Consider the following 15,063-nt stretch of genomic DNA (forward strand, 5'->3'; position numbering starts at 1 on the left):
TCCTAGACGTGGTACGTGCTGTCAGGCACATCGGTGATGAACATATGGCCGGGCGAATGGGTGATCGCGAAGGGCACGCCCGAGGCCATGACCGCAGCCTGAGGCGTCACTCCGCAAGCCCAGAACACCGGGATCTCGCCTGGCTCGATGCGTACGGCGTCGCCGAAGTCGGGTCGAGCCAGGTCCTTAATTCCAAGCAACCCAGGCTCGCCGATGTGCACCGGGGCGCCATGGACTGAGGGGTAGCGTCCGGAGATACCGGAGGCCTCGGCCACGCGACCGGCGGGGATCGGTCGCATGGAAACCACCATGTCACCCTTCAGCCGTCCGGCTGGCCGACAGGCACGGTTGGTCAGGTACATCGGCACGTTGCAAGCATCGGCGATATGCCGCACTTCAATGCCGACCTCTTGCAGGGCCGTTTCAAAGGTAAAGCTGCAGCCGATCAGAAAGGCCACCATGTCGTCGTGTTCGGCCCAGGCCTTTGTGGCGTCGCTGACTTCCTCCACCAGCTTCCCGTCGCGCCAGATGCGGTACAGGGGCAGATCCGTTCGCAGGTCAGCGCCTTCAGCCAGAAGGGTGCCTGGGCTTCCGGCATCAGTGACGTCAAGGATCGGACACGCTTTGGGGTTGCGTTGGGCATACAGCAGGAAGTCATAGGCCCAGTCTCGCGGCAACGCGATCAGATTCGCTTGAGTCATGCCCGGCGCGATACCGGCAGTGGGGGTGACCAGGCCGCCACGGTAAGCGAAGCGTGCTTCACGGCCAGCGGCGATGGCCAACTGACGAGCGAGATCAAGGGCAGTCATGGACGACCTCCAGCAAAGGGTCGCAAGGACGTGTTGGCCTGCTCCAGCACGCGGCGCAGCTCACGGGCCATTTCCACCGCTGCCGGGCTGTCGCCGTGGACACAGATCGAGTCGGCCTGGATTCTGGTCAGGCTGCCATCGATTGCTTCAAGGGTGCCGTCTTCAACGAGGCGCAGCATACGTTGGGCGACGAGCTTGGGATCGTGCAGCACGGCGCCTGGTTCGCGGCGAGAGACGAGGGTGCCCTGCGGTGTGTAGGCACGGTCGGCAAACGCTTCGGCGATGCACTGTAAACCCTCGTCACGGGCCAGTTCAATCAGGCTTGAACCTGCCAGGGCAACCAATATGAGGTTGGCGTCGATCGCGCGGATGGCTTCGATCACGGCCAGCGCCTGACGGCGATCGTGAGCAATGGTGTTGTACAGGGCACCATGGGGCTTCACATAGCGCACGGAGGTGCCGGCGACCTTGGCCAGGCCCTGTAGCGCGCCGATCTGGTAGATCACGTCGGCCGTCAGCTCATCGCTGGCCACGTCCATGTTTCGTCGGCCAAAGCCCACCTTGTCCGGGTAGGCGACATGGGCACCGATGGTGACATTTTTTGCCGCTGCAGCTTTCAGTGTCCGCAGGATGCCGGCCGGGTCGCCAGCGTGAAAGCCGCAGGCGACATTGGCGCTGGTCACGACATCGAGCATCGCGGCATCGTCGCCCATGCTCCAGGCGCCAAAGCTTTCGCCCAGGTCGCTGTTGATATCTATCGTTGGCATTAACGTGACTCCTTGTTCGTTATCGGGCTCAGGCGACGTTGAGGAAGGCGAAGATCGGCCCTACGGATTTGATTGCCATGTACCAGGTCAGCAGGCAGGTCAGGGCGCCCAGCACCAGCAGCCAGCGTGGGTAATGGTAACCGCCCATGAGGTCGGACCGGCGCCAGCCGACGTAGATAAAGATGCTCAGGCCGATGGGCAGTATCAGGCCGTTGAAACCGCCCGCGAAGAGCAGCAGTGCGGCAGGGGCAGTACCCATCAGGACAAAGATCAGCAGCGACAGGGCGATGAACACGGTGGTGGCGCGGTTGCGGCCCTGCTCGGTGATGTTCGGCTTGAACACGGTGACAAAGGAAATAGAGGTGTAAGCGGCGCCGATCACGCTGGTGATACTGGCGGCCCACAGGATGAGACCGAACATGCGCAGACCGATCTGCCCGGCCGCTGCCTGGAAGGCTTGTGCAGCCGGATTGGCGCCCTGACCCGAGGTGTCGATGACTACGCCGCTGGCAACGACGCCGAGGATGGCGAGAAACAGAATGTAGCGCATGAGGCCGGTAACCATGATGCCGCTCAGGGCTGCTTTGGTCACTGCCTGGAGATTTTCGACCCCGGTAGTACCGCGATCCAGCAAGCGGTGAGCCCCGGCATAGGTGATGTAACCACCGACCGTGCCGCCGACAATGGTGGTAATGGTGGCGAAATTGATCTGGTCAGGAAGTACGGTCTGGTAGAGGGCTTCACCCAGTGGCGGGTTAGAGGCAAAGGCTACGAACAGCGTCAGGCCAATCATCACCAGACCCAGCACGACGATCAGGCGGTCGACGGCCAATCCGGCGCGGCGGGAGAGGAAGATGCCGATGGCCAGCAGGGCGCTTAGACCGCCGCCCCATTTTGCGTCTAGCCCCATCAGCGCATTCAGCCCCAGCCCGGCACCGGCGATGTTGCCGACGTTGAACACCAGCCCGCCGAAGATCACCAGTACCGCCAGCAGGTAACCACTGCCCGGAATCGCTTTGTTGGCCACGTCTGCGGCACGCATTCGGGTCAGGGTGACAATACGCCAGATGTTAAGTTGAACCACGAAGTCGATCAGAATCGAGGCCAGGATACCGAAAGCAAATGCCGCACCCATCTTGGCCGTAAACGTGGCGGTCTGGGTGATGAATCCAGGGCCGATGGCAGAGGTTGCCATCATGAAAATGGCTGCGATCAGGGAAGAGCGTCGCGCCTTTGCGAAATCTTGAGCGGTCTGTGTCACGGCATCATTCCTATGGTGGGGGATGACTCGGTTGAGCAACGAGCGTGCCAAGGTTCAGTTAAAAGACCTATAGTGTTGATATATAGGCGTTAGATTGTTGAACAATACATATCAGATAGACAGACAATATGCACCGGTTTGTAACCTGATCACACCTGCGTGTTACTTAATGATGCACGCGGAGCCCTTGCTCCTTGCCATGCGCTGAGCTCTCATGGAACATCAAAGTGACTTTCTCTGAATCCGGATCGCACATGAACGACGCTTCACATTCCCTTCCTCGCTCGCTGGGTGAATCCATTACCCAGGAGGTCCGCCGAATGCTCGTCGAAGGTGAATTGGTCCCGGGCCAACGGCTGTCCGAAGCGGCGCTGGCCGAAAGCCTGCAGATCTCCCGCAACACCTTGAGAGAAGCGTTCAGGGTCCTGACCCGTGAGGGGTTGCTCAAGCATGAGCCCAATCGAGGGGTCACTGTGGCGGAGCCTGACATGGCGTCGATCATCGACATCTATCGTGTACGCCGCTTCATCGAATGCAAGGCCATCGCTCAGGGTTACCCGCTGCACCCGGGAACAGTGCATATGCGTGAAGCAGTGGAGGTGGGCATGCGAGCGCGCGAAGCGAAGGATTGGATGGCCGTCGGCACCGCGAACATGATGTTTCACAAAGCTATCGTCGAGCTGGCCGACAGCCCGCGCTTGGTGGTGTTCTACGGGCAGATATCGGCCGAGCTACGGCTGGCCTTCGGCTTGCTGGGTGATCCCGAATTCCTGCACATGCCTTATGTCGACATGAACGTTTCAATCCTGCGTTGTGTAGAAGAGGGGCGACCAGAGGATGCAACCCGGATGCTCGAGGCCTATCTGGTCCAATCGGAACGCACCGTCCTGGCAGCCTATGAACGCAGTATGAAACGATAACTGAGCGCGCATGACATTGAAGGCGGCGGGTATGCGCAGTGGATGATGCTCAAGACTAAGGAGGGTCCAGGGTAACCAGTTAACACCTGGGCTCTCAGGTTTCCTCCCCGCAACCGCGGTTTTTGGTACAGAGCGACAAGTAGCGTGCCTTCACGGATGTGGAGTGCGAGGTGGCAACAGGCTAGCCACGCTGTTCCTATAAAAACATCCAGAGAGTCTGCCCCATGGATCGTTTACTCAGTGTCGAAGCCTTTGTCCGCGTTGCCGAGACTGGCAACTTCGCCAAGGCGGCTCAGCAATTGGGCGTCACCCGCTCGGTGGTCACCCACCGCATTCAACAACTGGAACAGTTCATCAGCGCGCCGCTGTTCCACCGCAGTACCCGTCATGTGCGGCTCTCCGAGGTGGGGGAGACGTACTATAAGGAGTGTGCGGATATGGTCGCGAGTTTCAATTCGCTGACCGAGCATATGCGCGAGTTGCGCGCCAAGCCAACCGGCAAATTGCGCGTGCAGATGCTGCCAGGTTTTGCCATCGGTCACTTCGGCAGGATGCTGGCCGAGTTCACGCGGCTTTATCCCGATATTGAGGTCGACGTCATCGTTAATGATCGGGTGGTGGATCCTATTGAAGAAGGCTTTGATGTGGCGTTCCAGATGTTCCCGCCGATGGCCGAAACCCTGATCGAACGCAGATTGTTCAGCGTGCGCCGGTTGTTCTGCATGTCACCCGATTATGCCGCCGAGTTCGGCGTGCCCGAGCACCCGCAGGAGCTGTTGCAACACAAGATTGCTTTGTACGAGGGCTATCCGTCGCGTAATCGCTGGATCTTCACCGGCGCAGACGAGCACGTCGAGTTGAGCCTGCCGGGGCATGTCCGCTCGAACTCGGTCCATTTGCTGCGCGACTATGCGTCGACCGGGGTCTGCATTGTCTGCCTGCCGACCCTGGTAGCCAGCGACGACCTGCTCAGCGGCCGGTTGATTCCCGTCCTGCCTGAATACGCGTTGTCGTCCTTCAATTTCTCTGCGGTGTACCCGGCTACCCAACGGCGGGCCTTGAAAGTGCGCACGCTGATTGATTTTCTGGTGGAAAGCTTCGGCGATGAGCCGTGTTGGGACAAACCCCTGCTGGAGCGCGGCTGGGTACGTTGAGCGGTGCGCTTTTCGGTACATTGTTTGCATTTCGCGAACACTGTTGTCGCCGTCGCTCTCATTGTTCCCCGAGCAAGGCCGACGTACTGTGGGCTCACTGTGACTACAACAACAAAACGGTGAAAAACCATGAGCAGCGCTGCAATCGAAACGGTCTTCGGCTCGCTGGACAACTACAGCAAAGGGTCGGTTGAAATCATCAGCGGCCAGGCCAGCCATTACGCCTTTTCGAATATCTTCGAGGTGGCGGAAAAATCCCTTCCCTATGAAAAAATCGTCGTCGGTCTCAATCTCGGCTACGTCATTGAAACCCTGCGCGCCGAAGGTCAGTCGCCTTGGTACACGGCGGCGCACGACGAATTCGCCATCGTGATGGATGGCGAAGTACGCGTGGATTTCCTCAAGCTCGACACCCCTTTGACAGACGGCGAGGGCACACGGCTGGCGGGTGAAATGCCAGCGGGCAAGCCGATGGGCTACATGCTGCTGAAGCGCGGCCATCAGTGCCTGTTGCCGCAGGGCGCCGCCTATCGCTTCGAATCCAGTCGTCCTGGCGTGTTATTGCAGCAGACCATTAAAGGCCCGTTGTCGATCGAGAAGTGGGCAGATATCTGCTTCAAGTGATCCCCGCTGTTTTCCACTCAGAATAATCAGAAAAACTAGAGGAATCCCGTCATGGCCATGCTTGAGAACGCCGCCGATAACGCCGCCTTTGCCGAAGACGAAGTCCAGGTCAGCCGGCCCCATGCCGTTACCGGCTACTGCTCCTTCAAACTCGGCGCGTTCGAGCTGTCGCGCGACGAGTATTTTGCCCGTATCACTTGGCCCGCCAAAGGTCAGACGCGCTCGCACCTGATTCCGATCGATGCCTTTCTGCGCGCCATGATGCGCGATGTGGCCTGGGGCTTTTTCTACGGTTGGGTCAACTTCGACCACGTCATCGGCACCCGCAACTACTACGGTAAAGTCGACCTGTATGCCGGCACCTTCAATGGCACGCTGAAAGCCGCAGGCGTCAACTACACCGAAAATTTTGAAACACCGCTGATCATGGCAACCTTCAAAGCCATTTTGCGCGACTGGACCAACGCTACCTTTGACCCGTTTGCGGCGCCGGAAGAGACCGGTACGGCGTTCGGTCGCAAGAACGGCAACAATATTGAAGCCATTGAACGCTTCCGCATCGCCACCAAACGCATGCCTGGCCTGGCGGATGATTCACCGTTGCGTAACGATTTGCCCGTCAATCGTCAGTTCACTGATGTTTCTCAAGGCGAACCGGAAGTGCATGCCGCAGAAGGTTTCGAAGGTGAACTGCATGCCTTCAGCCTGTTCAAGTACCTGTCGCGTTCCGATGTGACCTGGAACCCGTCGGTTACCTCGGTGTGCAAGGCCAGCCTGTTCTGCCCGACCACCGAAGAATTCATACTGCCGGTGTTCCATGGCAATGACCGGGTCGAGTGGTTCCTGCAACTGTCCGATGAAATCCTCTGGGACGTCGGCGACAAGGATAACGGCAGCCCACGCGCGCGCATTACCATGCGTGCCGGCGACATCTGCGCCATGCCGGCCGACATTCGACATCAGGGCTACTCGACCAAGCGCTCGATGCTGCTGGTGTGGGAAAACGCCACGCCGAACCTGCCGCAACGCTACGAAAGCGGCGAACTTACGCCGTATCCGATCGCGTTTTAAGACCGCTCTCCAGCCCAGCGTCCGCTGGGCGATGCGTCCAGGAATCAAATCGCCAGACACTGCGCCATCGACGCGGTGAGAGGAAAGTATTATGCAAAATCAGCTCTATATAGACGGCCGATTCGTTGATGCGGTCGCCTGCGGCACCATCGATGTCGTGTCACCCCATGACGGCTCGTTGATCACCCGGGTTGCCGCCGCCGAAGCCGCAGATATCGATCTTGCCGTCGCCGCTGCCAAGCGCGCGTTCCCTGCCTGGTCCGGCCTTGGCGCTGCTGAACGCGGGCGGCTGTTGCTCAAACTCGCCGACAAAATCGAAGAATGCAGCGAAGAACTGGCGCAACTCGAATCCCTGAATACCGGCCACCCGATTCGTGATTCCCGTGGCCTGGATGTTCCGCGCACGGCGGCCTGTTTCCGCTATTTCGGCGGCATGGCGGACAAGATCGAAGGTTCGGTGATTCCGGTCGAAGCCGGATTTCTCAATTACGTACAGCGCAAACCGATCGGTGTGGTAGGGCAAATCGTGCCGTGGAACTTTCCGCTGATGTTCACCAGTTGGAAGATGGGCCCGGCGCTGGCAGCAGGAAACACCATCGTGATCAAGCCGTCGGAAATCACGCCGCTGTCGACCCTGCGCATTGTCGAGCTGATGGCTGAAGTCGGCATCCCCAAAGGCGTGGTCAACGTGGTGCCGGGCTACGGGCACACTGCCGGGCAGGCGCTGGCGGAGCATCCGGATGTCGGCAAGATCGCCTTCACCGGTTCGACCGCGACCGGTCGCCGGATTGTTGAAGCGTCGACAGGTAATCTCAAGCGCATTCAACTGGAGCTGGGCGGGAAGGGCGCGAACATCGTATTCGAAGACGCCAATCTCGAAGCGGCCGTCAACGGCGCCGCATGGGCGATCTTTCACAATCAGGGCCAGGCGTGCATCGCGGGTTCGCGTTTGATCTTGCATAAAGACATTGCCGACCGCTTTCTTGAACGTTTTGTCGCGTTGGCCAAATCCATACGCCTGGGCGACCCGATGGATCCCGAGACCGAAATGGGACCGTTGACCTCGGCGCTGCACCGCGACCGCGTGCTGGCCTATATCGATATCGCCATCGAGCAGGGCGGCAGGGTCCTCGCCGGGGGTAAGGCGCCGGATGATCAAGCATTGGCAGATGGTTTTTACGTTGAACCGACCATTGTCGAAGCGTCGCCTGAGGATCGTGTGTGCCAGGAAGAAGTCTTTGGCCCATTCGTCACGGTGGTGCGATTTGGCACCGACGAAGAGGCCCTGGCCATCGCCAACAGCACGCAGTACGGGCTGGGCAGTGGCCTGTGGACGCAGAACCTGACCCGCGCGCATAAAATGGCCAACGCCATTCATGCGGGGATGTGCTGGATCAACTGCTACAAACGCGTCAGCCCCGGCAGCCCCTTTGGTGGCGTTGGGCAGTCGGGCTATGGCCGGGAGATGGGGTTTGAAGCGATCCATGACTACACCGAAGTTCGTTCGGTTTGGGTCAATGTCGACGCCAACATCGCACCGCACTTCAAACGTTGAGGCCTGCCATGAATCCTTTTGTGTACCAAAGCCTGCCAACCCGCGTGGTGTTTGGCTGGGGCAAGCTCTCGGCGCTGGCCGAAGAGATCGAACGTCTGGGTGCCACGCGCGCGCTGATTCTCACCACACCTGAACAACAGGCATTGGGTGAACAGGTCGCGGCTTTGCTCGGCGATCGTGCGGCAGGCGTCTATCCCCAGGCAGTGATGCATGTTCCGCTGGAAGTGGCGCAAGCGGCGCGTATTGAAGCCGCCCGGCTTGATGCTGATTGTTGTGTGGCCGTGGGCGGCGGTTCGACGATCGGTCTGGGCAAGGCGATTGCAATGGATTCGGGCCTGCCGATCGTGGCGGTTCCGACGACATACGCCGGTTCGGAAATGACCCCGATCTACGGGCTCACCGAAAACCGCCTGAAGAAAACCGGACGCGATCCGAGGGTTTTGCCCAAGACTGTGATCTACGACCCGCAGTTGACGCTGACCTTGCCGGCGCAGATTTCCGCCTGCTCGGGAATGAATGCCATGGCGCACGCCATCGAGGCGCTGTATGCGGAGGATGCCAATCCGATCATCGGGTTGATGGCCGAAGAGTCGATTCGCGCGCTGGCGCTGGCCCTGCCGGGTGTGGTCAATGATCCAAATGACCCGCAAGCCCGCAGCCAGGCACAGTATGGCGCCTGGCTGGCGGGTATTTGCCTGGGATCGGTAGGCATGGCCTTGCACCACAAGCTCTGCCACACGTTGGGCGGTACTTTCAACCTGCCGCACGCCCAGGCACATGCGATCGTGCTGCCACACGCCGCCCACTACAATCGTGAGGCGGCGGCCGGGTCATTGCAACGCGCCGCCCGCGCGCTGGGCGGCAGCGAAGCGAGCGAGGTGGGCGCCTTGTTGTACGCACTGAACCAGAAGTTGGGCGTTCCCTTGGCACTGGCAGATATCGGCCTGCCTGAAAATGGGCCGGCCGAGGCGGCACGCATTGCCTGTGCCAGCCCTTATTACAACCCACGGCCGTTTGAACAAGGCCCGATCGAAGCGCTGTTGACCCGCGCCATGCAAGGCTTGGCGCCGGCCTGACGCTTCGCTGTGTCTATCCCCGTCGGAATAACAATAATGACCGATCAAGACAAAGCCATAGAGTCGCTGATCTCAGAGCAGACAGTGAGCAGTTTCAACGACGCTCCCGATGCGCGGTACAAACAGATCATGCAGAGCCTGGTTCGCCACCTGCATGCATTTGTCAGCGATGTCGAACTGACCGAGCGGGAGTGGTTTGAAGGCATCCGCTTTTTGACCGAAACCGGCCAGACGTGCGACGGCCTGGTGCGCCAGGAATTCATCCTGCTGTCGGACACGCTGGGCGTGTCGATGCTGGTCGATGCGATCAATCACCGGCACAGTGCAAGCGCTACCGAGACCACTGTGTTTGGCCCGTTCTACATCGAAGGTATGCCGGATCGCGAGTACGGCGAAAACATGGCGTTCACTGCGGGTGAACCCGCGCTGGTACGCGGTCGTGTGGTCAATACCCATGGCAATCCACTGGCCGGCGCCGTGCTGGACGTTTGGCAGACTGCCGAAAACGGCATGTATTCGGGCCAGGACAGCGCGCAGCCGTTCGGTAACTTGCGCGGCCGCTATCGCACCGACGACGAGGGTTATTTTGCGATTCGCACGATTGTCCCGGTGTGCTACCCGATCCCCACCGATGGTCCGGTGGGACGCATGCTCAATGCCGCCAATCGTCATCCCTGGCGGCCCGCGCACCTGCATTTCATGATCGACAGGCCAGGCTATCGCAAGCTGGTCACCCACCTGTTCAATCACAATGATCCCTACCTGGACTCCGATGCAGTGTTCGGCGTCAAACAGTCGTTGCAAGTGATCTATGAGCACCGTGTCACGCACGATGACTTATCCGCGAGCCTGGGTATCGAATTGCCGTTCAAACGTGCGTGTTACGAATTCGTCATGGAGGTGGAGTGAATCATGGGCCATTTTTTTGCGGTATTCGCGACAGACCATCCCGACTCACTGGCCTTGCGTCAGCGCTTGCGGCCCAGTCATCAAGCCCACTTGCGGGCTACCGAGATGCACCGGGTGATCGTTCGGCTTGGGGGCCCGACCCTCGATGATACGGGGGAGGCGATGAATGGCACGTTGCTGGTGATCGAAGCGGGCAGTCTGCCGGAGGTGGAGGCGTTCATCCAGGAGGACCCCTATGTTCGGGCCGGGCTGTTTGCCAGTATCCAGATCCGCCCGTGGCACTGGAGCCTTGGCAACCCGCAATTGCGTGGCTGATCATGAGCGCCATTACGTTGTGCCGACTCAATGACATCACCGATGGCGGCGCCTTAGGGCTGCCTGAGCATCAACAACTGCACCCCGGCGGGCTGGTGGCGGTGCGCCAAGGCGAACAAGTGCGGGTGTACATCAACCGATGCCCGCATTTTTCTGTGCCTCTGGACTATCGCCCGCAAGAGTTCTGCACGTATCGCGGCAAGATCCTGATGTGCGCTCACCACAGCGCGATGTTTCGTTTTGAAGACGGGCATTGCATCGACGGGCCCTGCAAGGGCGCGCGATTAGAACCGGTGCCTGTGCGCTGGGTCGAAGATCGATTGGTGCTGGACCTCGAACCTCAACAGTAAAAAACCTGTGTACTGCGCAATCCTGCGCGCCCTCCTGCCAACCTGACAGAGCCCCTGGCCCGACGCATATCATGGGCTTGCGAGGCAAGACGGGTGAGCGTAGGTTGACCTGAGTGACTTGATTGGAGTGGCCGAATGATAACGCGACTGCGAACCCTTGATCGTGGCCTTAACGTTTTGGGGTATCTCAACAAAGTACGGTCCGCCTCGGCGCAAAATATCGCCAAGGCGCTCAAGCTACCCTTGCCAACTGTCTATCGAATCATCGAGACGCTTTCTCAAGGTGGTTTTGTCGAGCGAGTGAATCCCGATGAAAATACCTATCACCTGACCATCGCGGTTCGTCGTCTGAGCGGCGGGATGACCTGTGAATCGGTGTTCGTTTCGGTGGCCACGCCGGTGCTTTTTGGGCACCGGCAACAGCTGAAGTGGCCGAGCGCAGTGTCTACTTTTGAGGATGATGGCATCGTCGTGCGCGAAAGCACCGACCGTTTTACCCCGCAGTCGATTGGATTGAGTGCCGTTGGCAGGCGGATTCCGATGTTGTCGACTCCACTCGGCTGGGCGTATCTGGCGTTCACCCGCGACGAGCAGCGACGCGAGATTTTGGCGCATCTACGCAAGTCCCAGGCGCCGGAAGACCACGCGGCTCGTGACTCACAACGCATCGTTCACATGATCCGATCGGTTCAAGTGAAAGGGTACTGTACGTCTGATGAGGTCCCCTACAAGCGTTGCAACAGTATTGCACTGGCTGTGCTTTGCCGGGGCAGGGTGTTCGGCTGCATCAGCACCGTGTGGCCGTCCACCGTGATCAGTCCGCAGGCCGCCATTTCGCGCTGTCTACCCGTACTGCGCGAGGCCAAGGCGGAAATAGAGCACAACCTCGAGACAGCGGGCATCGAGTGGTAGATCACGCGTGGGTTGGCGATTTACAAGGTGTTAAGAGGCAGGCGGGGAATTTGTGGGTCCCCGCCGCTTTTGAGGGTTTCAGGCGTTCGGCTTGGAGGAGTGTTCCATGCGTTCAGGAGTGGACGGCAACCCCCATCCTTGAACACCACTGGCCTTCGGCGGGCCAATCAAGCGCAGCAAGACCATCGCGATCACGGTCATGATGACAATCACCAGGTTGACCGGTTGGTAGTGACCCGAGCTGTCGAAATAGATGCCCGCCGCAATCGGGCTGACTGCAGCGCCGGCAGTTTGGATCAGCAGCCCAAGCGCGGTAAGCATCGGAAACACTTGGACGCCCCAGTAACCGCTTAACAACACCATGGGACCGACTTGCGCTGCACCGAAACCCAGCCCGTACAGGATCGCGTAGCCGTATAAGCCTACTGACCCGCTCGCGTATATCAGTGTGAAAAGGCCGACCCCAAACAGCACCAGGGCACCGAAGTAGGCTCGGCGTGGGCCAAGGCGTTGCGCGACCGAGCCGATACCAAAATTGCCGACAACCATGGCCGCGGAAATGATCGAAATGGTCGCTGCAGCCAGCACGGGGGAGTGCCCGATATCGCGCAGATGGGCCTGCGCATGCGCAATGACGAAGGCCGAACCGCAGGTGGTCGCAAACATGCTGAAATAGATCGCCCACAACGCCGGTGAGCAGAGCACTTTGCGCATTCGCAGATCAAGATTGATCGGCGCAGGGGGTGGCGCGAACGGCCGTGCGGCCAGTCGTTGGCTGTCAGCAAGCTCCCAGGCGTCGAATTGATCGACTTCGGGCTTGTCGCGCACCAACAGCAGGGTGACCACCAGGCCGATAGCCGAAAAGCCGAAGAACACCCAGCAGCCCATTCGATAGCCGATTGTCGAGCCCTGGATCGCCCAGGTCATCAGCCACACGAAGATAAAACCGCCGATACCCATGGCAGCGTAGAGCAATGACAATGCGAATGCGCGCCGGTGGCCGAACCAGGCGGCGACGGCCGTTTGACAGGGGATGACACTGGCGAACGTTGCTGCAACGCCAATCGCCGCGAAGGTCACCGCAGCTTGCCACGGTGCGGTCACCCAGGTTGCTAGCGCGACCGATGCGGCCGCCATGAAGATACAGCCGATGATCAGACACCAGCGCACGCCGATTTTACTCGTCAGCGCAGCGACCAACGGTGCACACAGACCATTGGCGGCCATGTTGGCGGCAATCAGGAGTCCCAGGGTGCTACGTTCCCAGTGGAGCTCTGCGGTCATATAGGTGCCGAGCACGCTGCCGCCGTAGATGGGTAGCGCCATACTGACGCACATCATGAACGCCAGTGCGCCCAGTACAACCCAGCGCGAGTGCAAACTTGTCTTTGTTTTTATTGTTGTCATGAGGATCTGCCAATCAAATCTGAGGTCTGTCCAATCACTCCGCGGTGGCAGAGTGAGTTCTTGAGCGAGACGGCAACGCAAGAAATATCGCTGAACCAACGCAAGCCGTGTGTCCGCGTCGCGTACAACCGAGGTGAGATACGCTGGCGGGCATGGCCGCAGGCTGGTCATGGCGCGGGCGAGATGCTGAGGTTGGCGGCGGGCAAATCCGTGACCAGTATCCGCTTTCACGGGCAACCTCACTCATCTTGTTTGCCCGCCGCGATCAGGCCGGCTTCCCGTTGCCGAACCTAACGAACCGTACTCAGCAGCGCCTTCGCTTCCCTGGGCGCAAGCAATTTCAGCTTAAGCGACAACGGGCCGCCCATGCCGTGCAATTTCCCACCTTCAACCAGCGAGCCCGCGTCTATCGGCTCGCCCCCCAGATCGCGAATCAGCTGAGCCACCTTTGCCTTGGCCTGGGCGTCATCTCCCGAAAAGAAGATCGCACCACTGTCGCCTTCTGCCGGAAGGCCTGCGGCAAACACCGGGATAGGTTCGTAGTTGAAGGTTTTCACCACATGCGCTTCCGGAATCATCTGGGCGACGACTTCGCTGGAACCTTTGCTGCCGATATCAATGAGGTCCTCTGGGCGTGGGCCGCGTCGATTGTTAGTCGCGTCGATAACCACTTTGCCGGCCCATGAGCCTGCGGCAGCGATGGCCGCAGGTGTTTTTTCCCACGGCGTGGCCAGAATTACCACATCGGCCTCAGCGAGCATCTGCCCGGACTCCGCGGCACTCACGCCTGTACCCAGTTGCTGGATCAGCGGCTGCAGGGACTCGGGGCCTCTGGAGTTACTGATGATGACGTGATGACCACTCGATACCAGTTTAGGGACTAGCATTTGCGCCATTTTTCCTGCGCCCAGAATTCCGATTGCCATGATGTTTAATCCTTGATTATTTACGTTGGGATGAGCAGTGCTTACGCTTCTTTTGCAATCACATTGCGCAGCACGCCGATTTCCGAGATTTCCACCTCGACGATATCGCCATGCTTCATGAACAGTTGTGGGGAGCGGCGTGCGCCTACGCCGCCAGGTGTGCCTGTAACGATCACATCGCCTGGCTCAAGCTGGGTAAATGTGGAGCAATACGTGACGAGTTCAGCAATCGAGAAGATCATTTGCCGACTGGTGGCGCGCTGTACTTCCAGGCCATTCAAACGAGTGCTGAGATGCAGCTCGGGATCATTCCCGAATTCGTCAGCCGTGCTCATCCAGGGTCCGAACCCACCGGTCTGCAAAAAGTTTTTGCCGGGCGTCCATTGGTGGGTATGGCCTTGCCAGTCACGAACCGAAGCGTCGTTGTAGGGCGCGTAACCGGCGATATGTTCCCAGACTCGATCGGAAGGGATGCGGCGTCCGGCCTTGCCGATGATGACGGCAATTTCGCCCTCATAGTCGAGTTTTTCGGATTCGGGCGGCAGCGGAATCACTCCCAGGTGGCCCACCTGGGAATTACTGAAGCGCCCGAAAACTGGCGGTTTGAGTGTTGGCTCGCGGCCGATCTCGGAGCGGTGTTCTTCGTAGTTGACGCCAATGCAGATGATTTTTGGCGGCGAGGGAATAACGGGCAGGAACTTGATGTGCTCAAGGGCGAAGTCGGCTTTCGCGCCGTCCAGAGCCGCGGCAACTTTTGGCAGCGCGCCCGCTTGCAGCACGCTCAGCAGATCAGGAAATTTACCCCCCAGGCGTTGCGTCAGATCGACGACCCCGCCATCGATCCAGGCACCGAATCGCGGTGAACCATCAACTTCAAAACTCAGGAGCTTCATCGTCTCTTCTCTCTATCAGGGTGTCGGCAATCGTCCCTTGGGCCAGAGGCACGCGATGCAGCGCATCCGTCAAGCCTCGCCCGGGTCGAAGAAGACTAGGCCTGCGCTGGAGCG

16 protein-coding genes are annotated in these 15,063 nt (G+C 59.5%); 10 read left to right on the forward strand and 6 right to left on the reverse strand.

The genetic code is table 11. The features are described 5' to 3' along the window. Positions 1 to 2: 2 nt before the first annotated feature. The 3 genes from ACP7B0_RS01535 to ACP7B0_RS01545 are packed head-to-tail and all read right to left on the reverse strand — an operon-like array spanning position 3 to position 2,837. A complete protein-coding gene (locus tag ACP7B0_RS01535) occupies positions 3 to 809 on the reverse strand; it encodes a putative hydro-lyase (protein WP_426139160.1) in 807 nt (268 codons plus the stop codon). Beyond that, positions 806 to 1,576, reverse strand: a complete 771-nt coding sequence (locus ACP7B0_RS01540) for a LamB/YcsF family protein (protein WP_426139161.1) — start codon at positions 1,574 to 1,576, stop codon at positions 806 to 808. The genes ACP7B0_RS01535 and ACP7B0_RS01540 overlap by 4 nt, the downstream gene beginning before the upstream one ends. Before the next feature lie 28 nt (positions 1,577 to 1,604). Beyond that, complete coding sequence (locus tag ACP7B0_RS01545; protein WP_426139162.1) at positions 1,605 to 2,837, reverse strand: NRAMP family divalent metal transporter; 1,233 nt, start codon at positions 2,835 to 2,837, stop codon at positions 1,605 to 1,607. Between the two features lie 254 nt (positions 2,838 to 3,091). Between ACP7B0_RS01545 and ACP7B0_RS01550 the strand changes: the two genes are divergently transcribed. The 10 genes from ACP7B0_RS01550 (at position 3,092) to ACP7B0_RS01595 (ending at position 11,723) form a co-directional block, all read left to right on the forward strand. Beyond that, positions 3,092 to 3,757, forward strand: a complete 666-nt coding sequence (locus ACP7B0_RS01550) for a GntR family transcriptional regulator (RefSeq protein ID WP_426139163.1) — start codon at positions 3,092 to 3,094, stop codon at positions 3,755 to 3,757. Positions 3,758 to 3,981: 224 nt separating this feature from the next. Beyond that, on the forward strand, positions 3,982 to 4,911 hold the full coding sequence (locus ACP7B0_RS01555) for a LysR substrate-binding domain-containing protein (protein ID WP_426139164.1): 930 nt from the start codon (positions 3,982 to 3,984) through the stop codon (positions 4,909 to 4,911). Between the two features lie 129 nt (positions 4,912 to 5,040). Then, positions 5,041 to 5,535, forward strand: coding sequence for a hydroxyquinol 1,2-dioxygenase (locus tag ACP7B0_RS01560; RefSeq protein ID WP_426139165.1), 495 nt, complete (start codon positions 5,041 to 5,043; stop codon positions 5,533 to 5,535). A 51-nt stretch (positions 5,536 to 5,586) separates the two neighbouring features. After that, positions 5,587 to 6,606 carry a hydroxyquinol 1,2-dioxygenase gene (locus tag ACP7B0_RS01565; protein ID WP_426139166.1) on the forward strand — a complete coding sequence of 340 codons (1,020 nt, stop codon included), beginning with the start codon at positions 5,587 to 5,589 and terminating at the stop codon, positions 6,604 to 6,606. 91 nt (positions 6,607 to 6,697) lie between these two features. Next, the gene (locus ACP7B0_RS01570) at positions 6,698 to 8,161 is read left to right on the forward strand and encodes an aldehyde dehydrogenase family protein (RefSeq protein WP_426139167.1); all 1,464 of its coding nucleotides are present in this window, start codon (positions 6,698 to 6,700) and stop codon (positions 8,159 to 8,161) included. A gap of 8 nt (positions 8,162 to 8,169) precedes the next feature. Beyond that, complete coding sequence (locus ACP7B0_RS01575; protein ID WP_426139168.1) at positions 8,170 to 9,237, forward strand: maleylacetate reductase; 1,068 nt, start codon at positions 8,170 to 8,172, stop codon at positions 9,235 to 9,237. Positions 9,238 to 9,273: 36 nt separating this feature from the next. After that, positions 9,274 to 10,146: a dioxygenase gene (locus ACP7B0_RS01580; RefSeq protein WP_426139169.1), complete on the forward strand. Its 873-nt coding sequence runs from the start codon at positions 9,274 to 9,276 to the stop codon at positions 10,144 to 10,146. A gap of 3 nt (positions 10,147 to 10,149) precedes the next feature. Then, positions 10,150 to 10,461 carry a YciI family protein gene (locus ACP7B0_RS01585; protein WP_426139170.1) on the forward strand — a complete coding sequence of 104 codons (312 nt, stop codon included), beginning with the start codon at positions 10,150 to 10,152 and terminating at the stop codon, positions 10,459 to 10,461. Between the two features lie 2 nt (positions 10,462 to 10,463). Then, a complete protein-coding gene (locus ACP7B0_RS01590) occupies positions 10,464 to 10,811 on the forward strand; it encodes a Rieske (2Fe-2S) protein (RefSeq protein WP_426139171.1) in 348 nt (115 codons plus the stop codon). 135 nt (positions 10,812 to 10,946) lie between these two features. After that, positions 10,947 to 11,723, forward strand: a complete 777-nt coding sequence (locus ACP7B0_RS01595) for a helix-turn-helix domain-containing protein (RefSeq protein WP_426139172.1) — start codon at positions 10,947 to 10,949, stop codon at positions 11,721 to 11,723. A 78-nt stretch (positions 11,724 to 11,801) separates the two neighbouring features. Here the strand turns inward: ACP7B0_RS01595 and ACP7B0_RS01600 are convergent, their stop codons facing one another. From ACP7B0_RS01600 to ACP7B0_RS01610, 3 genes are all read right to left on the reverse strand, one after another. After that, complete coding sequence (locus ACP7B0_RS01600) at positions 11,802 to 13,130, reverse strand: MFS transporter (protein ID WP_426139173.1); 1,329 nt, start codon at positions 13,128 to 13,130, stop codon at positions 11,802 to 11,804. Positions 13,131 to 13,420: 290 nt separating this feature from the next. Then, positions 13,421 to 14,056, reverse strand: coding sequence for an NADPH-dependent F420 reductase (locus ACP7B0_RS01605; protein WP_426139174.1), 636 nt, complete (start codon positions 14,054 to 14,056; stop codon positions 13,421 to 13,423). Positions 14,057 to 14,097: 41 nt separating this feature from the next. Beyond that, positions 14,098 to 14,949, reverse strand: a complete 852-nt coding sequence (locus ACP7B0_RS01610; RefSeq protein WP_426139175.1) for a fumarylacetoacetate hydrolase family protein — start codon at positions 14,947 to 14,949, stop codon at positions 14,098 to 14,100. Between the last annotated feature and the right edge of the window lie 114 nt (positions 14,950 to 15,063).

The organism is Pseudomonas sp. DWP3-1-2, assembly GCF_049896285.1.
Taxonomy (GTDB): domain Bacteria; phylum Pseudomonadota; class Gammaproteobacteria; order Pseudomonadales; family Pseudomonadaceae; genus Aquipseudomonas.